Genomic DNA, 21391 nt, shown 5'->3' on the forward strand with positions numbered 1-21391 from the left:
CCTGCTCCTGCTCCTGCTCCTGCTCCTGCTCCTGCTCCTGCTCCTGCTCCTGCTCCTGCTCCTGCTCCTGCTCCTGCTCCTGCTCCTGCTCCTGCAACATTTTTAAAAACCACTGAGAGAAAGGAAAGTATCAGTGAAAAACTTGCTGAACTCGAACTGCAACTCAGAGAAGGCAAACGAAACGAGATTGTAGAAAAGATTCTTCAAAAGAATGTAGTACAACAGCAAAAGCATCACAGACTCAGTAGATGGGTTCCTTTACTACAACGGCTCATAGAGCTTCTCAGAAGCTATGGGAAGAGCATTCTTCATAAGACACCTACAAACTTCTCAGAAGTCTATTCAGCACATCATCTTAAACCGGTAAGAAAAACTCATTTAAAGACAGTCAATTACAAATGCCTTCTGTAACCGCACTTTTCCCACTAGTAAACAATTTGTGTTTAGTCAATAAAATATTGATCGTTATTACAGATCGATAATCGATATATGATAGATAATACCTATCAAGATACAATCATCGATCGGTACAAGCAATTTTACTAAAGCGAGTCGGTCATCGAGAATCTCTGTAAACGCACCATTTAATCTGCAACCTTGGGGTTGATATGAAAAACGAAACAATTAAGTGCCCGTTCTGCTTTCAGGAAAGTCCGTTTGGTGTCCGTGTTTGTACCGGCTGTCACTCAAAAATAAGTTATGGCGAAGTTTCACCCTGGTTATCGTTGTTCATAGGATTTATTTTATTAGCAATTGCCTACATCATACTTTATATAAGTCAAAGTTTTTTAGTAGCTTTCATTATTTTGTTGGTTTTAATGATTTCTACACGATTGTATATTCGTAAAAAATTTGCACATAGAGCCATTTTCACGCACCAACATTAATAAAGGGATTTAAAATGAAAACATATGCTATCATAACAATCATTCTTTCAACTTTTTTATTAACAGCTTGTGATTCTGAACCTTCCGATAAAGACATCTATAATGTATTCAAAAGTGTTGTAGATAGATCAAATGCAAGTATGAAAGCTTTTGATTCAAGAGTTTCAGAAAAGGATCTTTTAAGAATAGATTATGTGAAGAAAGTTAGCTGTTCAGAAGAAGCAAATAATGTATATAACTGCATTGTAGATGCATCTATTAGCAACAATAAACAAACGAAGCCAATTAAATTAGTTAAAGCTGATGGTGTATGGAAAGAAGTTCAGTAACAGCCGCAACCAAACACTCTCTGTTAGCCCCTACTTAGGGGCTATTTTACTACAGCCTAACGGTTCTTACGCGAACCTCATGAGTCAACTCTTGCTCGATTATTTTCATTTCATATTGTGCTCTGACCGTAGCATAGATTTCTTCTGCTCGTTCTTGATTATTATCAATATAGTTAACGAGAGAGTTTAACTCACGAAGAACAGCTTCTTTATTATTTAATTGCCTTAATAAACCACTCGTCAGAGATTTATACACAGAACTAAACATTGTCATAATGTTGTCTATGTTGCGATTAGAACGAGTATAAAGTTGTTTGGGATAGAAATACTTTAAGTGATAGCCAACGAACACTAAGTATAACTGGTGAGAAAAACTTTTATCGTTCGGCTGGTATCGTTTAGAGATATACTTATCAACGATAATAATAAGCTGTTCTTCCAGTGTTTCCACTGGAAAGTTGTTTTGTTTGTCCATAAATTGCATCCTTGCAAAATGTTTAAATGTCTTCCTGACAATACATATATAATTACCACATATTTAAAAAACATCAATAGACAAAACCTATTAATGTCAAAATTATTTTTTGTTTTCGGGAAAAATTTGATCTTCTCTAATACATTTACCATATGCAATCATTTGAAGATCTCTAACCATAAGTAGAAGCCTGTTATTTTCACTAACTAACCTCGAATTTTCTTTTTCTAATTTATTTATTTTATTCGAAGCATAGGCAAGACTTTGAGGACTTTTAATATGCTTAACAGTTTCACCTTTAATTCTCTTTTTCTGCTGATATGCATAAGCTATTACTGTATGTCTTGAAAGAGCCTGTCTCGTTGGTTTTTTACCGAAATGTTCCTCTACGGAATCACAAAGACTAACCCAGGTTAAATCGCCTTCCCAGCCATTTATTTTATCGAGAATGAATTCAATATCTTCCTTGTTAAACTTTTTACTCATTATGTTCTCCTCTAAGATAATAACTAACAATATGATTTATAATTCTACCAACTTCTTGAATTTCTCTTTCAACATAGTTTGCTTTCTGTGAATTATATTGGCTTCTGTATAAATTGTTTTTTTCTTCAAGTGTTTTTAAATGGTCTTTAAGTTTGCAAATGATTTCTTCCTTACTTCCTCCACCTAACTCCGAAATCATTTCATCAGCAAACAACACTCTTCGCTCGTTTTGTCTCAACTCCTCCCAAGTTCGATTGTCATACACATTATTTTGTTCAACATTTTTCCTCCCTGACCAAAAAGCTATTTCTATATCAGAAAGCATAGCTCTTTGAGCAAGAGTATTTAAAAGGTGTCTTGGCTGATGACTACTAAAAACCTCTTTCATACCATTAGGATGTAATGCCTTGTGCCGTTGAAAAAAATTTAAAGTAGTCTCCTTTCCTGACCTTTTTTTAAAGTCAGAATAAAATATCTTATCACTTGTTGGCAAGATACAGAATAAATCGACTCCTTTCTTCAAATGTAATTGGTCTTTATTTAGGAGTAATAATCTATTACTAAGTTTTATCGCTTTTGAAAATGTATCCCAGGGTTTAGTTTTATCATTATAATTAAAAACTTCATTCCAAAATTCCTTTGCACTAAGGACCCCACTCTCAACCCGCATTAAAATATTTTTGGTTTTAGCATTGAAGCACTTCTTACTATCTATATTTAAAAGTTCATACAACTTTTCATGAAAATATCTTCCATTCTCTTCAGTATCTAAACTATTATAGAACTCCAACTCCCCTTTTTCTCGTATGCTTGCTATACACCTTGCCATCCTGGATAATACCTTTAATCTTTGAATGGATAACTTTGCTATTGAGTGCATATTCCTTGGAACCCACTTTATACTTTCTCCATAGCCTTTTGCACTATGATAACGAATGCCATAGGTTCCTTTCCCCTCTTTATCTTTCCCTTCTACTTCACAATCAACCTCAAGGCTCAATACCTCAGATATTCGTGTTGGAGCACAAAGAAGCAGTGCAATGATAGATGTAGTAAATATATCTCTTTGACTTTTATCATTAGAACTAAAAACCCTACCAACAAGATCTATCACTTTATCTTCTGGTAATTTATTTTTAACTCTATTTTGTTCTGGAATATCCCTGATAGCTTTATTTCTATTTTTTCTCACTCTGGAGTTAAACTTACTAAGCTTTGGATTCACTATATTATTGATAGCCAATACATCTAAAATATTCTTTAATGCTTTCTCAATAGCCCCTGCCCGATCATTTGAGAATTTCTTTTCACCTTGAAGTATTATATCGTTAATAATGTCTGGGTTAATATTGACAATGTGTGGCTCAATTTTCATATTAATAAATGAATATTCCATTATCTTTATTGTCGCCAAATAAAGCAAAGATTTGCCCACATTAGGGAAGCATTCTCTGTATATAATAACTTTGGATAATTGTTGAAAATGTTCTCCCATTTCGTTGTATCTTTTTATGTGATTGTTATTTTTAAATGAAACCCCTTTACCCCATGACAAATCATCCCAATTTATAATATTTTCTTTTTTTGCCTGTGTCTTTACTTCATTAGCTAAGACTTCATAATTCTTATAATAACTCATTATTCATGCCCTCCCAGTTGAGCAATTCAACTATTTTATTTATTTTGCATTCTAAGATTGAGGAAAAGTCCGTTAGAATTTCAAACTCTGCTTGCTTCGTATAACCTGCTATTAATTCTTTAGTAAGCTCTTTTATGATTATCAAATCGTCAACCAATCCAAGTGTAATGTCGTCACTTTTTTTTGAAAATGAAGCGATATAAGGACTTACTGAATCATTTATCGCCTGATTAATTCTGAATGAAAACTCTTCATTGTTTTTTGCATACGATAATACTGATTTCAAATTGCTATGATCTAAAGCTTTTGCTATCGTTCCTAATCCATAACCTTTAAGTGCAAGCCTTGTGGCTAATGTAACCCTAAGTTGACGAGAGTTAATTTTTTTATTTTTATCTTTACTTACTCTCTTGCAAACGGCCTGAACCCTACGGGTTATTCTCTTAGAACTCATATGCAAATTGAAGAAATTATTTTCATATAATTCATCAAGCTTGTAAGTCGAATTAAAAAAATAAGGATCAATAAATAGGGGTAAATTGTTTAATTCCTCTTCAGTTAAGATATCTCCTACCTCACTCTGCACAAAAACTTTAGCTACTGATTTTAGTTCTGATAGTGAATTGAACAAATTATCCCCTATGCACAATTCGGAAAATTCTGTTCTGAAACTATCTCCTTGCTTTAATCTGGGTATGTTTAAATAATTACCATTTTTTTTGGCATAGAGATCCTTCCTTTTTAATTGGGCTATCTGCATCGGTCTTCTACCTGAATATATCATTAGCATGACTAAAAGGTAGTCATTCATAGTCATACTTCCCTCCTTGTATTCCTTTGTCATACACCCGATAAGATTCTTCAATTCATACTCTGATAATGGTCTTAACGACTCTTTACGCTCAATATAGGCAGTTGTCTTATTGGGCTTAGTTACTTTCCATTTGGAAATCAAATCCAGCATTTCTTGATCTAAGAATTCACCATTTAGTTCATAATGTTTTATTAAAAAGTACTTTAAACTTTCAACATGTGTATAACTTATTTTGTAATACGCATTGTAAAATCTATTTAGTAACCCATAATCAAATTTGTCCAACTTCCCTTGATTAAAAACAACAAGTTTCTTTATAGAAAAGAAAAACTTTCTTGCATAAGCTGAACTAAAATTAACAGCAGTATATGCAAGTGTATCTTTTATAGATGCTAATAAGTTAGCATTAATATTGCTTTCAAAATATGAGAAATTTAATTTAACATCTTTGCTCAGAAACCAAACACTGTCATTTAAACTAAAATTATTTCTGCTGTCTTTTGCCTTTAATACCAAGTAATTTTCTAACATTAATGCTTTCATCTATTTCTCCTTCAATTTTATTTATGATTTTATTATTTACCAAGTCTGCCTCTTCAAAAGCTTTTAAAGTTTCTTCGCTAATATAACGATTATTGTAAATCAAAGCCGTTTTGGAGTTCATTTTCCACCCCATTCTTACGCATCTGATTCTATCTAATTGGGTCAATCTGTATTGATCAGTGACCCCTATGTATTTCAAACTGTAAATATAATTCCATGTATGCCGTAGACAATGCCCTGTGAAATTTTGAAAAGATATTCCATTGAATTCAATTCTACTTATTTGCTTAATTACCTTATGATATGCACTTATTGATAGAGGAAACCCTTCCGTAGGACCAGATTTTTGAGTAATAAATAAGTAATTATGATTTAAGCTTTTCGAATAGAAAGACCTATCATTGTCTATATATGAAGAGATTTGCATAGACAATTTTTTGCTAATATTTAATTCTCGTTCAAATGTTTTAACAAGTGGTTGAAAAACCCTTGGATCTGCTGGGTCATTCACTCTTTTACAAACTTTAAGATATCTTTTCTCCTTGTTAAAATCAGAAATTTTCAAGTTCAATAGCTCCCCCCCTCGCATTCCAGTTTCCTGAAGAATGAGGATTATGAGTTGATTTCTTTTACGGCAACTGATATCAACAAATGGATTGTATTGGCTTTCAGGTTCTATACATTGCAATAGAATGTCTAAGCTCTCTTTTTCTAATGATTTAAAATCATTATTCAAATAGAGTTGAGAGTTTAATTTAGGTTTATGTTTACGAAAAAGTAAATTAACACTTTTTAATATAATGTTTGTCTCATATATTGTAGTGCTAAAATATGATTCATAAATCCAACAAATGTAGGAACTAATTACTGTCAATCTATAATGAAGATTTTCTTGATTGATCTTTTTATACTCTTTTATATCTATAACTTTTTGTTTTTTATTTTTAACTCTAAGTTGTTCTGACAAAGAATAGATTTCAGTAAAGCTAAGGAAGGTCTTAGATCTAATTCTTTCGATAAGATTTATATTTGATTCTATTAGATAATTTTCAAAAGCAATCAAAGTGTAAGCATTTCTCAATACTGTATTAAATGACTTATTCTTTTGCTTATATAGCAAACTAAGATAAATATTTTGATAATATAATGGCAAACCGTTTTTTGAATCCAAAATCATACAAAATCTGTTTCCATCACTCGCCATTATTTTCTTTACTGAATATCTCCTATTCATTATCACCCCATAAATTATTTTTTTATTTATAGGTAACATAATTTTTTAGCAAGTTACAAATTTATTTTCCATTATTTTTCAATTACCTTATGGTTCGCGGCCCAAATAAGTAATCGGCCATATATTCACCTTAAGGTGAATATATAACCCCCTATATTTACCTTAGTTAGTAACTTATTGATATAAAATGAATAATAGAAAAGTGTAATTTGTTTTGTAAAGTACAAATCAGGAATTAGTAAATATTGAAATGTACGGTGTACGAAAATTTAAACAACTATGTTAATGGACACTATATGATGATAAAATCACTGATCTAACGAGCTATATTATATGGGCAATGTTTCATGGGACGAAAAACTTCTGCATTTTTAAAGTTAATAGGAGTTATAGGTTCTTTATGCGGGATTATTGCGACAGCATTCGCAATCTATGCGCACTACAACCCGACCTCCCCTTCTACTCAGAGATATGACAGCATTGTAGGAAGCTGGCTATCTGATTACTCTTACACTGTAAAAGGTAATACCGTTAGGGTTAATGGAAAAACGACCTTCTTCTCTAATGGAAAATACAACTTTCATGGCAGTATCTCTATTGACTCTTATGCTCCAGGTGATCATATATTCATAGACTATCTTTCTGACGGTGCTGGTGATTGGCAACTATATGATAATGAGTTAATTACATCATTAAATAGCTTAAAAACAAAACCCATGAAGCTGGTTTTAAATAACAAAGATCTAGATCCACTGAAAATAGAGGTGGTAAACAATAAAAAGTTACCAACTATTGAGGAGAGTATGGCAGATGGGAAAAACCAAGCCTATAAAATAATTCAAACCACAAAGAGTCAGTTAACACTGGAAGTTATTAACGAAATAGGAAACAATTTTAAGTTTAACATGCACAAAGCAAACTAAGTCTGATGGCGATATAAAATCGCCATCCCATGATTAATCTTTATAAATCTCAGCTTCAAGACCACAATAGGTTAGCATATCCGTTATCAATGGGATCTCAGAAAAATTTTGTGAACATACTTCATCCCACCAGTTAGCTCTTTTTGCACAGCGAGTTAATATGACCTCTTCAATCGCTCGTGAAAATGCCACAAAGACTGTTTTTTGATTTTCTATCTGCTCTTCTTCATCGCCAAAATACGCACCAGGTTCAAGACCTACGACGATGACTTTTTTAAACTCCAAACCTTTACTTTTATGAATCGTCATAAGTGGTATCGTTTTATTTCCGAGTAACATATCAATAGCTGCTAATTTATTATCTTTGATACCTAAAGTTTCCAGATGTTGTGAAAGAGAATTAATAGTATAGTCCAAGCCATTTCCATTTATATATTGTGGGAAGTAAGACTTGATCTCATCGATACCAAATATACTTATTAATCCATATATATAATCAACAACATTTCCATTGATGTCCTTGTTCGATTTTATAAAACGACTAAGCTCTTTTTCCAAACGAGTAATATCTCTGCTTTTATTTACCCCTCTTATGTTGCATAAAAGTTCCATTGTAGAATTCCAGCCTTCAATAGACTTTTTATCGCAGGTAAACATTAGCATTTTTAAGATTAACTGAACTATTGCTTCATTGAGTAATTCCTGATAGGTATTCTCGATGCGGCACTTTATATCCAAGTCTTGTAGAGATGAGATGATTTTATCCGTGTAATGCTTAGACGGATTTCTGAATAAGATACATATTTCTCTTTCATCAACCCCTTTTTCAATCCATTTTTGGATACATAATGCTATGTATGCCCCTTCTATATTGCTTTCATCAAATTGTATTAACTTTGCTGAACCTTCATTCTCGATTAACTCCATCTCAGGTTTGTTATCAGCATGATTCATGAATGCCTCCATCATGCGTTGATAACTTATAAGATTTTTCAGCGATCTTCTATTACTTAATAATTCATTATGATGTTCAATCGCAAAGTCATTTTTAAAAATCTCAAATGCACTATGCAATGCTCCCGCCCATCCCATTATTCTTTGTTTAGTATCACCTACAGCTGTTATTTTTATTTTTTTATCTAAAAAAATACTTTTGAAAATTTCGTATTGTTGATAAGTAGTATCTTGAAACTCATCAATGAAAGCATATTCGTAAGTCGAATTAATAGCATTTGAAAGGAACTTATTGTTTCTTATGATATAATTCGCAAGGAAGTTTATCATTTTAAACGAAACTTTGGATTTTCCCTCCAATAAACGGAACCAAACAAATCGTTTAATACGAGCATCTACCGAATGCTCTTCACCCTTTTTATAAGGCCTAACAATATAATTATTTTCGAAATTGTTATGTTTTAATTTCTTAAGTTCCTCCGCAGTTAGTCCCTCAAAACCAACGGCATCTCGTTTAACCTCTTCTACGAATTTTTTATTTTCAGGAAAATATATTTCATAATCATCTGAAGGCCGATACGCCACTGGAAGTGTACTCTTAAATCTATCTACAATGCTTTTACAAAATGCATCGAATGTCGTTGACTCAAACTTTTGTCTATATTTCAAGTCAAGTCGTGAGTTAACTCGATCTTGAAGATTTTGCGCAGCATCTTTTTTAAAGGACAATGCAATTATTCTTTTATCCCTGCACTTTCCTGTCTCAATTAAGAAACATGCTTTCTGAGCTAATAACTCGGTTTTACCTGCACCGGGACCAGCAAGAACAAGATTATGTTCTGTGCTATTCCGTATTACTTTCATAGCCTCGTCTTCTACTTCTTGGATGTCTTTTAGAACCCAATCATCATCTTTTATTATTGGCATCACAGAAGACCTCTTACTGTTTCGATAAGTTCATTGAGAACTTCAGGACTGTTATCTCTTAACTTATCGTCTTCCATTTTTGATAGAACATAATTATGCGATAATGGCTTACCTCTTCCTAAAAATAAGTAGCGGTACCAAAAGTACTTCTCGAAGTCATCAAACTTACTAATATCAATATCTTTTTCTTCTTTTTTCAAAACTGAAGCTATTGCAGCTTTAACTTTCTTGTTATATTCAGGATCATCATCCTTTGGCAATCTTGGTCCTCCATTTTCAGGTACAAATTTTTTGTAATCCTCAAAGAATTCATTTAGCATTAGCCAATCTAAATCATAAGGGAAGGAAAAGTACACACCATATTCCTTTAACGACTCTATCCATGCAATTTCTTCATCCCTATCTTCATCCCATGAATGCATTACTTCTAAATCTTCGTCAGACAAAACCCCATCACTCATTTTAAGCAATATATTCTTGTCTACTCCAATTGAAATAAGTTGTTTTACCGCGTATTTAATCCTTCCCCAACCTCCACCCCCTCTCCTGAAATCATAATCGAGAAGAGTTACATGAGGAATTGAAAGCTCATTTAGAAGTTTCCAAAAATGATTAACATATCGACCACCCAATGGTGCAAATGTTATTAATGAAGTGTCAAGCTCTATTCCATTTACTTGTGCTATTTTAGGAATGACGATCTCTTCACTATCACCTTCACCAAGTATAACAACTTTTGCAAAATAAATTTCCGGATATGCTTTTACAGCTTCCTTAACATATGTAAAAGTATCAACATTCTCGGCATCATCTTTATCTTCCCTTGGTAATAATATTTCTTTGACAATTGTATTTTTATTATCATGAAGACGGAAATATCTTATATTCTCTGGCTCCACCCTATTAAGTAAAGATGGTGCATGTGTAGTCAAAACTACCTGTGCCCGATCATTCTCTGATATCTCTTCACACAGTTTAACTATCCTTCCTAAATATTGAGGTGAAAGGTGGTTTTCAGGTTCTTCTATTAATATTATAGTTAGATTTGGGGGGTCTAATGCTTCTACTGATATTGATAACTGTTTCCCATCAGAATTGATTATCTCATCTTCAATGTCAAACGCAGATTTGACTAAAGATAAATAAAATAATGATTTCATACCATCACTCAATCTTTCAGTTGGTAATGGTTGTGTATCTGGACTGGGTAAAAAGACAGTGTCGATATGTTTTAATACATCTTCAATTCCATTCACTACTGGCTTAATTTGAAGCTTTTCAAAGTAACCCCCAGTGAAGAGGGTTTTCCAATTTCTACCTAATGACGATGTTATCGTCTGAACCCCAACTTCTTCTTGGAACTGGTTTCCGATTGATACAGCAACCTCATCAACTGTTGACGCCATTTGATCAGACCATTCAACTGCATTTATCAGACGGTGCATGATGGTTCCGGCTGTTTGCTTCAGTTGTTGGGCAGGATCTCGGTATGCAGGGACATAATGAACATGAATTTTCGATCTTTCATATGCTGTTATATTTTTTTCATACTCCCCGATTTCCCACACTAGGTCGCTTTCTATATCTCCTTCTGCAAGGTTAGTCTTTGTCCATTTTGCTTTTAATTTTGCAGTACAGTATGGGATCTCTGCCGCTTCACTTGAAACTAAATGCTTAAAGAAATCTGCAACTGTATTGTCCTCACCATCTTCCAAATCTGCGAATTCGAATTTTACACGAACTGATAGCTCTCTTTCATCTTGAGTATCGATTTCATCCCCAGGAGGAACATAAAAATCATCAACTTGAATAATTCTATCGGAGCTTTTGACGCCAAACATTCTTGTTAATGCGAGTAAAACTGCCGTTTTCCCTGTTCCGTTCCCTCCAATTAAGCTGGTGAATGAATTTATATTTATAGTTTGCCCTACATTATCAAAGCTCTTAAAACCTTTGATCTCCATTTGTGTAATTTTCATTATCACCTCAATTGCTGTTTTAAAAAATCATAATCGCTAATTATTTCTGCATTTGTAATAATTTCTTCTGCGCACAACTTAAAACATTTTAAGAATATATTTTTATCATCTTTATGTTCCCAATGTTTCTTTAAAGCTTCTTCAATTGAAATCCAAATAACTTGCAAACCGTTATTAGATAATTCACCTGTTAAAACTGTTTCTTCCACACAGAGTATATGCCCTAAGATAACATCATCGTATATCTCAGTTTCTGATTTGCTAACTCCTAACCGTTTAATTTTTCTTTTTTGAATAATTTTACTTCTGACGATAAAAGGATGTTCTTCTATAAAGTCGGTCAATGATGTAAAAGCCAAACCACGAACCTGAGCACCATGCATTGAACTACTTACTTTATGGATATCTCTCCAAACTCGCAGATCACCTAATACATAGAGAACCCGCTGATTTCTCGCTTTCGTATCTTCTGCTTGGTATTGGATATAAGGTGGTCCTCCCCCATTTTGTCTATATCGGGCAAGGGTTTTGATGCTTATGCCAAGAAAGACAGAAGCAAGCTCACTATTTACAGTGGCAGAATCAGGCATTTGACCAAATAGTTTCCATACCTCTGAATACTCCCGCAAAACTTCCACCACACTCATCTTCACTCCCTCGTTTCAGGTAATGGAGGATACTTAGCCGAAGCAAGTAACACATTGTATAATTTAGGAGCAGTCATAAGCATATGCAACTCAATCCTTTGTAATGCTTCAAAAATTCGTTCTTGATCAGGTTCTGCATACCTTTCTGTTGGATCTGTTGTATTTCTGTGATTGAGCAATCTCTTAACGACGGCATATGAAACAAGTTCTTCAGCAACCCTACCAAATGTCCTTCGTAGATCATGCATACCAAGCTTCAGGATTCCCGCCTCTTGGCAGATATATTCTCTTAGACTTTTGCTATCGGAATAGTGACCAACTTTACTTCGAGAAGAACGGGCCGGGAAAACCCACTTCTGTTTGTCCTTCCGGGTTCCCGTATCGTTTACTATGTCTCTTCTATCTTCCAAAATTCTTTTGACGGCATCACAAATCGGAAGCTCGTGATCGTTTCGATTCTTAGTGTCGTAAAAACGGATAGTTCTGTTACTCAGGTCAACATAGCTTGTCGTTTTTGCTTCTTCATTGGTTAGAGCTTCCCTCCAACATAAAGATGCTGTTTCTTCCTTACGAGCACCTAAGAGAACGGTGAGTAGCAGATAATCGCACCCAAGGCGGTTGAAGCTTCTCTTATTATGTAATGCAGTCAAGAACCGACCAAGTGTATCTTTCGGAGAAAGTGGGTTTCGAACACCTTTCGCACGATAGCTATCCTCAAGCTCAGAACGAGTCCTAAACTTCTTCTGAACTTTCAAGATAGAGAATGGATTGTAGGACAAGGAGGGTTGTCGTTGCTGGGTCTGGGCATTGCTGGCTTCAATTTCGATTGCATGTCTGACAGCAACATTGATCCACCTAAAGGTCTGTTCCGCTGCTGTTCTAGCTCTTGAAGCAATCTCATCAAACTTCCGAAGAATTTCATTACCAGTAAGATCTTTAACTCGCAAACCAGCCCACTCAGAAAGCCTGTTCTCTGCTTTATCTAATACAGCCAAGGTGTTGGGTTTAGCTGGTTTCGCTCTACCCAGCAGATGCTGGCGGTATTGAGCAAAAACTTGACTGATAGTGAGTTCAGAAGCATCGGACTCCCGTTTTATCTTGTTAGGGTTCCTTTTGGTCAACTTCATGGTTTGAACTAAATTGCGAGCAACCTCGCGGGCTTGATCGATATTAGCGAAATCAGAGACATTGCCAATTGTAGACCTGATAACCTCAGATGGGGATTTCCCCCCTGTCTTAGGGCGGTTGCCAGGAGAAGAGACTCGTCGCTGAACGATATAGGTCTTTTTCGTTGCACTGATTTTGACACCAAAACCAACTGGTGAATCCCGGTGATTATCAGTGATAAGATACGGTTTTCGCTCTGGATTGGGTAAGTAGACTACTCTGCCTTGCGGATCAAGGCTCGGTTTCACGTCGATAGATAACTTATTGATTATAATCGACTGATTGAGTGTCATTTTCATCAATGTATACCAGTGGTTCAAGTGTGTATACCAGATAGTAGCTAGAATACTTCTGGTATACAAATTTATGGGTTTATGTGAGTTTAAAGGGGTATCACTTGGGGTCACATAAGTACTCAGAAGACTTTAAAAATGAGTAAAATCAATATGAAAGAGTCTGCAAGCAAGGATCTATCAGACCACACTCCTATGATGCAGCAGTACCTGAAGCTGAAGGCTCAGCATCCGGAGATCCTGCTGTTTTACCGGATGGGCGACTTTTACGAGCTGTTTTATGACGACGCCAAACGCGCCTCGCAGCTGCTCGATATCTCGCTGACCAAACGCGGCGCTTCCGCGGGCGAACCGATTCCCATGGCCGGCATCCCCCACCACGCGGTGGAAAACTATCTCGCGAAACTGGTAAACCAGGGCGAGTCGGTTGCGATTTGCGAACAGATTGGCGATCCGGCCACCACCAAAGGGCCGGTAGAACGCAAAGTGGTACGCATCGTTACGCCGGGCACCATCAGCGATGAAGCGCTGCTGCAGGAGCGCCAGGATAACCTGCTGGCCGCCATCTGGCAGGACAGTAAAGGCTTCGGCTACGCGACGCTGGATATCAGCTCCGGTCGCTTTCGCCTGAGCGAACCGGCCGACCGCGAGACCATGGCGGCGGAACTACAACGTACCAATCCGGCGGAACTGCTGTATGCGGAAGATTTTGCCGAATCTTCCCTGATTGAAGGCCGCCGCGGCCTGCGCCGTCGCCCGCTATGGGAGTTCGAAATCGACACCGCACGCCAGCAACTCAACCTGCAGTTCGGCACCCGCGATCTGGTGGGCTTCGGCGTCGAAAACGCCCCGCGCGGGCTGTGCGCCGCCGGCTGCCTGTTACAGTACGTCAAAGATACCCAGCGCACCTCGCTGCCGCACATCCGCTCCATCACCATGGAACGCCAGCAGGACAGCATCATTATGGATGCCGCCACCCGTCGCAATCTGGAGATCACCCAGAATCTCGCCGGCGGCGTTGATAACACCCTTGCCTCGGTACTCGACTGCACGGTCACGCCGATGGGCAGCCGCATGCTCAAACGCTGGCTGCATATGCCGGTACGCGATACCGCGGTGCTGGTTGAACGCCAACAAACGATTGGCGCCTTACAGGAACGCTATACCGAGCTGCAGCCGGTACTGCGTCAGGTCGGCGACCTTGAGCGTATTCTGGCGCGTCTGGCGCTGCGTACCGCCCGCCCGCGCGATTTAGCCCGTATGCGTCATGCCTTCCAGCAGCTGCCGCTGCTGCGCGAGCTGCTGGCCGACGTTGACTGTCAGCCGGTGCAACAGCTGCGCGAGAAAATGGGCGAGTTCGCCGAGCTACGCGAATTGCTGGAACGCGCGATCATCGACGCGCCGCCGGTACTGGTGCGTGACGGCGGCGTTATCGCTCCGGGTTATAATGAAGAGCTGGATGAGTGGCGGGCGCTGGCCGATGGCGCGACCGATTATCTCGACAAACTGGAAATCCGCGAACGCGAGCGCCTGGGCCTTGATACCCTGAAGGTCGGCTACAATGCCGTTCACGGTTACTACATCCAGATCAGCCGCGGCCAGAGCCAGCATGCGCCGATCCACTACGTGCGCCGCCAGACGCTGAAAAACGCCGAGCGCTACATTATTCCGGAACTCAAGGAATACGAAGATAAGGTACTGACGTCTAAAGGCAAGGCGCTGGCGCTGGAAAAACAGCTCTATGACGACCTGTTCGAAAAACTGCTGCCGCATCTGGCCGACTTACAAACCAGCGCCAGCGCGCTGGCCGAGCTGGACGTACTGGTGAACCTCGCGGAACGCGCGGAAACCCTGAACTACTGCTGCCCGACCTTTATCGATAAACCCGGTATTCGCATTACCGAAGGCCGTCACCCGGTGGTGGAGCAGGTACTGAAAGAGCCATTTATCGCCAACCCGCTGCAGCTGGCGCCGCAGCGCCGCATGCTGATCATCACCGGGCCCAACATGGGCGGTAAAAGTACCTATATGCGCCAGACCGCGCTGATTGCGCTGCTGGCCTATATCGGCAGCTACGTACCGGCGCAGAAGGTAGAAATTGGCCCTATCGACCGCATCTTTACCCGCGTCGGCGCGGCGGATGACCTGGCGAGCGGCCGTTCCACCTTCATGGTGGAGATGACCGAAACCGCCAATATTCTGCACAACGCCACCGAACACAGCCTGGTGCTGATGGACGAGATTGGTCGCGGCACGTCCACCTACGATGGTCTGTCGCTGGCGTGGGCCTGCGCGGAGAATCTGGCGAATAAGATCAAAGCGTTGACCCTGTTCGCCACCCACTACTTCGAGCTCACCCAGTTGCCGGAGAAAATGGAAGGCGTGGCTAACGTGCACCTCGATGCCCTGGAGCACGGCGATACCATCGCCTTTATGCACAGCGTGCAGGACGGCGCGGCCAGCAAGAGCTATGGCCTGGCGGTCGCCGCGCTGGCGGGAGTGCCGAAAGAGGTGATCAAACGCGCGCGGCAGAAACTGCGCGAGCTGGAGAGCATTTCGCCAAATGCCGCAGCCACGCAGGTTGATGGTACGCAGATGTCGCTGCTCTCCGCGCCGGAAGAGACCTCACCGGCGCTGGAAGCGCTGGATAATCTTGACCCGGATTCACTGAGCCCGCGTCAGGCGCTGGAGTGGATCTACCGCCTGAAAAGCCTGGTGTAGCTCCATTAATGTGAATTCTTGATTTAAGCTTCCATAATTGTGCTAAATATAAAAAAGGCCCGTCTTAGCGGGCCCGTTTTATTAACGCTTATCTTCCGGTAATAGCGGCGGTACGTGCGGCACCTGCGGCGCCTCATCAATATCTTTCTGCGTCATGCGGAACGCTTCCGGATAATGTTCGCGGCTGGTACGACGCAGCGGTTCGGTATTACGCCAGGTATAGAGGCAGTGCTGGCACTGATAAACAATCCATACCCCTTTTACCGGCGACGTCGCCATCACTTCAATCTTTTCATCAGCGCAACGTGGACAAATCATCTTTTTCTCCTTATTTACGGTTGGCCAACATGGCGGTCAGTTTTTCAGCCCAGGCTTTGGTTTCCGGTAAATCCTGCACCGGCTGGCTGTAGTGACCGCGAAGGTCCGGCGCAACCGGAGTGGTGGCGTCGATAATCAATTTGTCGGTGATCCCCGCCGGGCTTGAACCAGGATCGAGCTCCAGTACCGACATGTTCGGCAACTGCACCAGGTCGCCCGCCGGGTTGACCTTCGAGGAGAGCGCCCACATCACCTGCGGCAGGTTGAACGGATCGACATCTTCATCGACCATAATGACCATTTTCACGTAGCCGAGTCCGTGCGGGGTAGTCATCGCGCGTAATCCCACCGCGCGGGCAAAACCACCGTAGCGTTTTTTGGTGGAGATAATCGCCAGCAGGCCATGGGTGTACATGGCGTTGACCGCCTGCACCTCCGGGAACTCCGCCTTCAGCTGCTGGTACAGCGGCACGCAGGTCGCCGGGCCCATCAGATAGTCGATTTCGGTCCACGGCATACCGAGATACAACGATTCAAAAATCGGTTTTGTGCGATAAGAGACTTTATCGATACGCACCACCGTCATATTGCGGCCGCCTGAGTAGTGGCCAGTGAACTCGCCGAACGGCCCTTCGATTTCACGCTTGCGCCCTTCAATCACCCCTTCAAGGATCACTTCCGAGCCCCACGGTACGTCAAAGCCGGTCAACGGCGCGGTGGCGATCGGATACGGGCTTTCGCGCAGCGCGCCCGCCATCTCATATTCTGACTGGTCATATTTCAGCGGCGTCGCGCCCATCAGGGTGATAATCGGGTCGTTACCCAGGGTGATGGCAATGGGCAGATCCTCACCGCGCTCTTCCGCTTTATGCAGATGCAGCGCAATATCGTGCATCGGTACCGGCTGCAGGCCCAGCTTGCGCTTGCCTTTCACTTCCATCCGGTAAATACCGACGTTCTGTTTACCGAAGTTGTCCGGGTCAAGCGGATCGCGAGAAACCACACAGGCTTTGTCGAGATAGAAACCACCGTCGCCATCGTTCAGGCGGAACAGCGGCAGAATATCGAACAGGTTGATATCGTCGCCATCAACGGTGTTTTCCGCCCACGCTGGATTAGCGCGACGCTCCGGCGTTATCGGGAATTTATCCCAGCGGCGAATAAATTCATCAATCTGTTTTTTCACCGGCGTGTTTGGCGGCAGCCCCAGCGAAATCGCGTGGTTTTGCCAGGAACCGATGGTGTTCATGGCGACACGGGCATCGGTAAAGCCGCGAATGTTATCGAACCATAGCGCTGGCGCGCCGTCACCGATGCGCCCTGTGGCGTTAGCGGCAGCGGCGAGATCCGGCTCGGCATTCACCTCTTCGCTAATTTTTAGCAGTTGCCCCTGCTCATCAAGCGCCTGCAAAAAGCTGCGTAAATCATCAAAAGCCATGATTAATTCTCCTGTGATAAATTCTCGACCGCGCGCAGGCCGTTCCAGCGGCGCGCTTTGTGATATTCGAGACCAAACTGATCCAGCACGCGGGTCACGATATGGTTGGTGATATCCTCGACCGTTTCCGGATGGTTGTAGTAGGCAGGCATGGGCGGCACCATCGCCACGCCCATGCGCGACAGCGCCAGCATGTTCTCCAGATGAATGGTGCTCAGCGGCATTTCTCGCGGCACCAGAACCAGCTTGCGCCCCTCTTTCAGCACGACGTCCGCCGCGCGGCCGACTAACCCTTCCGCATAGCCAGCGCGGATACCCGCCAGCGTTTTCATGCTGCAGGGGATAACAATCATGCCGTCGGTACGAAACGATCCTGATGAGATGGTCGCGGCCTGATCCGCCGGGCTATGGCAGAAATCCGCCAGCGCGGCGACTTCACGAGCGCTATAGGGCGTTTCCAGCTCAATGGTGGTTTTTGCCCATTTCGACATCACCAGGTGCGTTTCCACATCCGGCATTTCGTTCAGCGCTTGCAACAGCGCGACGCCCAACGGCGCGCCGGTCGCCCCGGTCATCCCAATAATCAGTTTCATTCACTACCTCACACATTGTTCGTATACGAACCTTTGTATTAAAACTACGCTCATTTTTACGGGATCTCAATATCGTTCGCATACGATCCGCATCAATAATCAAAAAAATGAGATGTGAAAAGAAGCCGTAAATGCGGCTATCATAAAGGTAATATTTTTGTGACGGAGTGTTCATGGAGTTACGTAACGAAGCGTTCCACCTTCTGCGCCAGCTTTTTCAACAGCATACCGCGCGCTGGCAACATGAATTACCGGAACTGACCAAGCCGCAATATGCAGTGATGCGCTCGGTAGCCGAACATCCTGGAATCGAGCAGGTGACGCTTATCGAAGCGGCCGTCAGCACGAAAGCGACGCTGGCGGAGATGCTAAGCCGGATGGAAAAACGCGGGCTGGTGCGCCGCGAACACGATCCGACCGATAAACGTCGCCGTTTTGTCTATCTGACGGATGAGGGGCAGGCGCTGCTCGCAAATTCCATGCCGCAGGGCAACCGTGTCGATGAAGAGTTTTTGAGCCGCCTTAACGAAGAGGAGCGCGCGCAGTTTTCCCGTCTGGTCCTGAAAATGATGGAAAATAAAAACGCGGATTAAGCGGTTCGTTCACGCAGAAAATCGATAAATGCCCGGACCTTGGTTGGCACATGCTGCGCGTCCGGGTAGACGGCGTATACCCCCTGGGAGGGAAAAATATACTCCGGCAATACCCGCACCAGCTCCTGCCGCGCGATGGCTTCGGCCACCAGCCACTCCGGGAGTAGCGCCACCCCGCTTCCCGCCAGCGCAAAGCCCATTAACGCTTGTGCGCTATCGGCTGAGATCCGCGGCGGTTGCGTAATTTCAAAAGCGATCGATTGCCCTTCGGCGGTCAGGATCTGCCAGCGTAGCGGCGTCGCCAGGCGCTCGTTAACAATCCACGCCGCCTGCGCCAGGTCGGCAAGCGTGCGCAGCGGATGTTTATCCAGCCAAACCGGCGAGGCCACGGGCACGATGGCGAAACGCGAAATCCGAGCCGCGTGATAGCGCGAATCGGCCAGGGTACCGAGGCGTATCGCGACATCAAACCGTTCCGAGATCAAATCCGCATGATACGACGATGAGACGTGGCGCACCCGCAACGCCGGATGTCGACGAGCGAATTCCGCCAGCGCCGGGATGATCACCTGCGCGCCATATTCCGGGGTGGTGGTGATCCGCAGTTCGCCGCTTAACCCGGCGTGGCTGGCGCGCACCTCGTCCTGTAAATTCTCCGCGGCTTTCAGCAGCCCGACGCCGCGCTGGTAAAACACCGCCCCGGCTTCGGTGAGCGTTAACCGGCGCGTCGAACGCAGAAGCAACGTCACTCCCAGTTCACTCTCTAGCTGACGAACGTTAAAACTGACCACCGCTTTGGTTTGCCCAAGCGCCGCCGCCGCCGCGGTAAAGCTCCCGGCATCAACAACGGCGACAAACATGGTAACGCGCTGCAGGTTTAGCATTTGAATGACGCTTATTGTCAAAAAATTTTAGACAGTATATCCCTGAAAAGCGCATTTATCCGCCCCTGACGCGCGGTTTACAGTACTCATCTGCAATCGCCTGCTGCTTAACCCGGAGAAAACATGAACCCATGGATCCAAGAAGTTATCGACGCCCACGTAATCATTGAACAATGGCTGGGCCGGAAAGAAGGTAGCGCGCAAGCGCTGATGAGCCGCTTTGCGCAAGAATTTACAATGGTTCCTATCAGCGGCGCTAAGATGGATTACCCGACGGTAAGCGGTTTTTTCCATAGCGCGGGCGGCAGCCGCCCGGGATTAAGCATCGTGGTTGATAATGCGCAGGTATTGAGCGAATGGCAAGACGGCGGCGCGGTGCTGTACCGCGAAAGCCAGACCCTGCCGGAACAAGGCGAGATCGTGCGCTGGTCCACGGCGATATTTCAGCGCATTGAGGGGAAAATCTTCTGGCGTCACCTGCAGGAAACCCGCATCGGTTAATACAAAGGAAAAGGCCCAATCGCAGGATTGGGCCTTTTTGAGAGAAAACGATTTATTCGCGGAATAGCGCTTCGATGTTTAGCCCCTGTCCCTGCAGGATCTCCCGCAGGCGGCGCAGGCCTTCAACCTGAATCTGACGCACGCGTTCGCGGGTCAGGCCGATTTCACGACCCACATCTTCAAGCGTTGCGGATTCATAACCCAGCAGCCCAAAACGACGAGCCAGTACTTCGCGCTGTTTGGCGTTCAGTTCGAACAACCATTTGACGATGCTTTGTTTCATATCATCGTCCTGCGTGGTGTCTTCCGGGCCGTTGTCTTTTTCATCGGCCAGAATATCCAGCAGCGCTTTTTCTGAGTCACCGCCCAGCGGGGTATCCACTGAGGTAATGCGCTCGTTCAGACGCAGCATACGACTAACGTCATCAACCGGTTTATCCAGCTGTTCGGCTATCTCTTCAGCGCTTGGCTCGTGGTCCAGCTTATGCGACAACTCGCGCGCGGTACGCAGATAAACGTTCAGCTCTTTCACAATATGGATAGGCAAACGAATGGTACGGGTTTGGTTCATAATCGCCCGTTCAATCGTTTGACGGATCCACCAGGTAGCGTAGGTTGAAAAACGGAACCCACGTTCCGGGTCAAACTTCTCAACTGCGCGGATCAGGCCGAGGTTACCTTCTTCAATCAGATCCAGCAGCGCCAGACCACGATTGCTGTAACGACGAGCGATCTTCACCACCAGACGCAGGTTACTTTCAATCATGCGACGGCGTGAAGCAACATCTCCACGTAGTGCGCGACGGGCGAAATAGACTTCTTCTTCGGCCGTCAGCAGCGGGGAATAACCAATCTCACCAAGATACAGTTGTGTCGCATCGAGAACGCGCTGGGTGGCGCCTTGCGACAGCAGCTCTTCCTCAGCCAGATCGCTATCACTGGGTTCCTCTTCTACTAAGGCTTTCTCGTCGAAAACCTCCATTCCGTTCTCATCAAATTCCGCGTCTTCATTTAAATCATGAACTTTCAGCGTATTCTGACTCATA

General features: G+C 42.9%; 20 protein-coding genes and 1 pseudogene. 7 read left to right on the forward strand and 14 right to left on the reverse strand.

Annotated elements, in window-relative coordinates; all coding sequences use genetic code 11:
• From PGR23_RS16625 to PGR23_RS16635, 3 genes and pseudogenes are all read left to right on the forward strand, one after another.
• Positions 1–411 (forward strand): annotated as a pseudogene (locus PGR23_RS16625) (relaxase/mobilization nuclease domain-containing protein); the annotation flags it as partial.
• A 197-nt stretch (positions 412–608) separates the two neighbouring features.
• A complete protein-coding gene (locus PGR23_RS16630; protein WP_117066691.1) occupies positions 609–887 on the forward strand; it encodes a hypothetical protein in 279 nt (92 codons plus the stop codon).
• A 14-nt stretch (positions 888–901) separates the two neighbouring features.
• Positions 902–1216, forward strand: a complete 315-nt coding sequence (locus tag PGR23_RS16635; RefSeq protein WP_001549598.1) for a hypothetical protein — start codon at positions 902–904, stop codon at positions 1214–1216.
• Between the two features lie 49 nt (positions 1217–1265).
• On the opposite strand, the gene PGR23_RS16640 is transcribed toward PGR23_RS16635, so the two are convergent.
• The 5 genes from PGR23_RS16640 to PGR23_RS16660 all read right to left on the reverse strand — a co-directional run bounded on the left by PGR23_RS16640 (position 1266) and on the right by PGR23_RS16660 (position 6407).
• Entirely contained in the window at positions 1266–1691 is a 426-nt protein-coding gene (locus PGR23_RS16640) for a hypothetical protein (RefSeq protein WP_001549600.1), read from the reverse strand.
• A gap of 102 nt (positions 1692–1793) precedes the next feature.
• The gene (locus PGR23_RS16645; protein ID WP_001549601.1) at positions 1794–2177 is read right to left on the reverse strand and encodes a hypothetical protein; all 384 of its coding nucleotides are present in this window, start codon (positions 2175–2177) and stop codon (positions 1794–1796) included.
• Positions 2170–3816, reverse strand: a complete 1647-nt coding sequence (locus tag PGR23_RS16650) for a hypothetical protein (RefSeq protein WP_001549602.1) — start codon at positions 3814–3816, stop codon at positions 2170–2172. The genes PGR23_RS16645 and PGR23_RS16650 overlap by 8 nt, the downstream gene beginning before the upstream one ends.
• Positions 3803–5173 carry a site-specific integrase gene (locus tag PGR23_RS16655; protein WP_430915641.1) on the reverse strand — a complete coding sequence of 457 codons (1371 nt, stop codon included), beginning with the start codon at positions 5171–5173 and terminating at the stop codon, positions 3803–3805. The genes PGR23_RS16650 and PGR23_RS16655 overlap by 14 nt, the downstream gene beginning before the upstream one ends.
• Positions 5115–6407 (reverse strand): tyrosine-type recombinase/integrase, encoded by a 1293-nt coding sequence (locus tag PGR23_RS16660; protein ID WP_430915642.1) that lies wholly within the window; start codon positions 6405–6407, stop codon positions 5115–5117. The genes PGR23_RS16655 and PGR23_RS16660 overlap by 59 nt, the downstream gene beginning before the upstream one ends.
• 347 nt (positions 6408–6754) lie before the next feature.
• Here PGR23_RS16660 and PGR23_RS16665 point away from each other — a divergent pair, with 347 nt between their 5' ends.
• The gene (locus PGR23_RS16665; RefSeq protein ID WP_015854628.1) at positions 6755–7330 is read left to right on the forward strand and encodes a hypothetical protein; all 576 of its coding nucleotides are present in this window, start codon (positions 6755–6757) and stop codon (positions 7328–7330) included.
• A gap of 33 nt (positions 7331–7363) precedes the next feature.
• Here the strand turns inward: PGR23_RS16665 and PGR23_RS16670 are convergent, their stop codons facing one another.
• Genes PGR23_RS16670 through PGR23_RS16685 form a run of 4 tightly spaced genes read right to left on the reverse strand, consistent with a single transcriptional unit; the run spans position 7364 to position 13303 of the window.
• Positions 7364–9211: a UvrD-helicase domain-containing protein gene (locus PGR23_RS16670; protein WP_038807056.1), complete on the reverse strand. Its 1848-nt coding sequence runs from the start codon at positions 9209–9211 to the stop codon at positions 7364–7366.
• Positions 9211–11190 (reverse strand): ATP-dependent nuclease, encoded by a 1980-nt coding sequence (locus tag PGR23_RS16675; RefSeq protein ID WP_038807057.1) that lies wholly within the window; start codon positions 11188–11190, stop codon positions 9211–9213. The genes PGR23_RS16670 and PGR23_RS16675 overlap by 1 nt, the downstream gene beginning before the upstream one ends.
• Positions 11191–11192: 2 nt before the next feature.
• On the reverse strand, positions 11193–11837 hold the full coding sequence (locus PGR23_RS16680) for a hypothetical protein (protein ID WP_015854631.1): 645 nt from the start codon (positions 11835–11837) through the stop codon (positions 11193–11195).
• Positions 11838–11839: 2 nt separating this feature from the next.
• Positions 11840–13303 (reverse strand): tyrosine-type recombinase/integrase, encoded by a 1464-nt coding sequence (locus tag PGR23_RS16685; RefSeq protein ID WP_038807059.1) that lies wholly within the window; start codon positions 13301–13303, stop codon positions 11840–11842.
• 147 nt (positions 13304–13450) lie between these two features.
• On the opposite strand from PGR23_RS16685, the gene mutS reads away from it, so the two are divergent.
• Positions 13451–16018, forward strand: a complete 2568-nt coding sequence (gene mutS / locus PGR23_RS16690) for a DNA mismatch repair protein MutS (RefSeq protein WP_430915645.1) — start codon at positions 13451–13453, stop codon at positions 16016–16018.
• Positions 16019–16099: 81 nt separating this feature from the next.
• Here the strand turns inward: mutS and PGR23_RS16695 are convergent, their stop codons facing one another.
• Genes PGR23_RS16695 through PGR23_RS16705 form a run of 3 tightly spaced genes read right to left on the reverse strand, consistent with a single transcriptional unit; the run spans position 16100 to position 18367 of the window.
• The gene (locus PGR23_RS16695) at positions 16100–16336 is read right to left on the reverse strand and encodes a non-oxidative hydroxyarylic acid decarboxylases subunit D (protein ID WP_047078988.1); all 237 of its coding nucleotides are present in this window, start codon (positions 16334–16336) and stop codon (positions 16100–16102) included.
• Positions 16337–16346: 10 nt separating this feature from the next.
• On the reverse strand, positions 16347–17774 hold the full coding sequence (locus tag PGR23_RS16700) for a non-oxidative hydroxyarylic acid decarboxylases subunit C (protein ID WP_285177531.1): 1428 nt from the start codon (positions 17772–17774) through the stop codon (positions 16347–16349).
• A 2-nt stretch (positions 17775–17776) separates the two neighbouring features.
• Positions 17777–18367 (reverse strand): non-oxidative hydroxyarylic acid decarboxylases subunit B, encoded by a 591-nt coding sequence (locus tag PGR23_RS16705; protein WP_047041933.1) that lies wholly within the window; start codon positions 18365–18367, stop codon positions 17777–17779.
• A 173-nt stretch (positions 18368–18540) separates the two neighbouring features.
• Between PGR23_RS16705 and PGR23_RS16710 the strand changes: the two genes are divergently transcribed.
• The gene (locus PGR23_RS16710) at positions 18541–18960 is read left to right on the forward strand and encodes a MarR family winged helix-turn-helix transcriptional regulator (RefSeq protein WP_047044293.1); all 420 of its coding nucleotides are present in this window, start codon (positions 18541–18543) and stop codon (positions 18958–18960) included.
• Here PGR23_RS16710 and PGR23_RS16715 read toward each other — a convergent pair.
• Positions 18957–19844 (reverse strand): LysR family transcriptional regulator, encoded by an 888-nt coding sequence (locus PGR23_RS16715; RefSeq protein ID WP_396279452.1) that lies wholly within the window; start codon positions 19842–19844, stop codon positions 18957–18959. The genes PGR23_RS16710 and PGR23_RS16715 overlap by 4 nt on opposite strands.
• A 123-nt stretch (positions 19845–19967) precedes the next feature.
• Between PGR23_RS16715 and PGR23_RS16720 the strand changes: the two genes are divergently transcribed.
• The gene (locus PGR23_RS16720) at positions 19968–20345 is read left to right on the forward strand and encodes a DUF4440 domain-containing protein (protein ID WP_047044290.1); all 378 of its coding nucleotides are present in this window, start codon (positions 19968–19970) and stop codon (positions 20343–20345) included.
• Positions 20346–20397: 52 nt separating this feature from the next.
• Here PGR23_RS16720 and rpoS read toward each other — a convergent pair whose 3' ends face one another.
• Complete coding sequence (rpoS, locus tag PGR23_RS16725; RefSeq protein ID WP_015369990.1) at positions 20398–21390, reverse strand: RNA polymerase sigma factor RpoS; 993 nt, start codon at positions 21388–21390, stop codon at positions 20398–20400.
• Position 21391 lies beyond the last annotated feature (1 nt).

The sequence above is a fragment of the Klebsiella sp. 141162 genome (genome assembly GCF_050600755.1).
GTDB lineage: Bacteria > Pseudomonadota > Gammaproteobacteria > Enterobacterales > Enterobacteriaceae > Klebsiella > Klebsiella aerogenes.

Excerpts from the sequence above, each read along its gene's own strand:
- PGR23_RS16715 (WP_396279452.1), bottom strand. The coding sequence starts at position 19,844 with ATGCTAAACCTGCAGCGCGTTACCATGTTTGTCGCCGTTGTTGATGCC.
- PGR23_RS16670 (WP_038807056.1), bottom strand. The coding sequence starts at position 9,211 with ATGCCAATAATAAAAGATGATGATTGGGTTCTAAAAGACATCCAAGAA.
- PGR23_RS16660 (WP_430915642.1), bottom strand. The coding sequence starts at position 6,407 with ATGAATAGGAGATATTCAGTAAAGAAAATAATGGCGAGTGATGGAAAC.
- PGR23_RS16655 (WP_430915641.1), bottom strand. The coding sequence starts at position 5,173 with ATGAAAGCATTAATGTTAGAAAATTACTTGGTATTAAAGGCAAAAGAC.
- PGR23_RS16700 (WP_285177531.1), bottom strand. The coding sequence starts at position 17,774 with ATGGCTTTTGATGATTTACGCAGCTTTTTGCAGGCGCTTGATGAGCAG.
- PGR23_RS16635 (WP_001549598.1), top strand. The coding sequence starts at position 902 with ATGAAAACATATGCTATCATAACAATCATTCTTTCAACTTTTTTATTA.
- PGR23_RS16705 (WP_047041933.1), bottom strand. The coding sequence starts at position 18,367 with ATGAAACTGATTATTGGGATGACCGGGGCGACCGGCGCGCCGTTGGGC.
- PGR23_RS16685 (WP_038807059.1), bottom strand. The coding sequence starts at position 13,303 with ATGAAAATGACACTCAATCAGTCGATTATAATCAATAAGTTATCTATC.
- PGR23_RS16665 (WP_015854628.1), top strand. The coding sequence starts at position 6,755 with ATGGGACGAAAAACTTCTGCATTTTTAAAGTTAATAGGAGTTATAGGT.
- PGR23_RS16645 (WP_001549601.1), bottom strand. The coding sequence starts at position 2,177 with ATGAGTAAAAAGTTTAACAAGGAAGATATTGAATTCATTCTCGATAAA.
- PGR23_RS16680 (WP_015854631.1), bottom strand. The coding sequence starts at position 11,837 with ATGAGTGTGGTGGAAGTTTTGCGGGAGTATTCAGAGGTATGGAAACTA.
- PGR23_RS16640 (WP_001549600.1), bottom strand. The coding sequence starts at position 1,691 with ATGGACAAACAAAACAACTTTCCAGTGGAAACACTGGAAGAACAGCTT.
- PGR23_RS16695 (WP_047078988.1), bottom strand. The coding sequence starts at position 16,336 with ATGATTTGTCCACGTTGCGCTGATGAAAAGATTGAAGTGATGGCGACG.
- mutS (WP_430915645.1), top strand. The coding sequence starts at position 13,451 with ATGAAAGAGTCTGCAAGCAAGGATCTATCAGACCACACTCCTATGATG.
- PGR23_RS16710 (WP_047044293.1), top strand. The coding sequence starts at position 18,541 with ATGGAGTTACGTAACGAAGCGTTCCACCTTCTGCGCCAGCTTTTTCAA.
- PGR23_RS16675 (WP_038807057.1), bottom strand. The coding sequence starts at position 11,190 with ATGAAAATTACACAAATGGAGATCAAAGGTTTTAAGAGCTTTGATAAT.
- PGR23_RS16630 (WP_117066691.1), top strand. The coding sequence starts at position 609 with ATGAAAAACGAAACAATTAAGTGCCCGTTCTGCTTTCAGGAAAGTCCG.
- rpoS (WP_015369990.1), bottom strand. The coding sequence starts at position 21,390 with ATGAGTCAGAATACGCTGAAAGTTCATGATTTAAATGAAGACGCGGAA.
- PGR23_RS16720 (WP_047044290.1), top strand. The coding sequence starts at position 19,968 with ATGAACCCATGGATCCAAGAAGTTATCGACGCCCACGTAATCATTGAA.
- PGR23_RS16650 (WP_001549602.1), bottom strand. The coding sequence starts at position 3,816 with ATGAGTTATTATAAGAATTATGAAGTCTTAGCTAATGAAGTAAAGACA.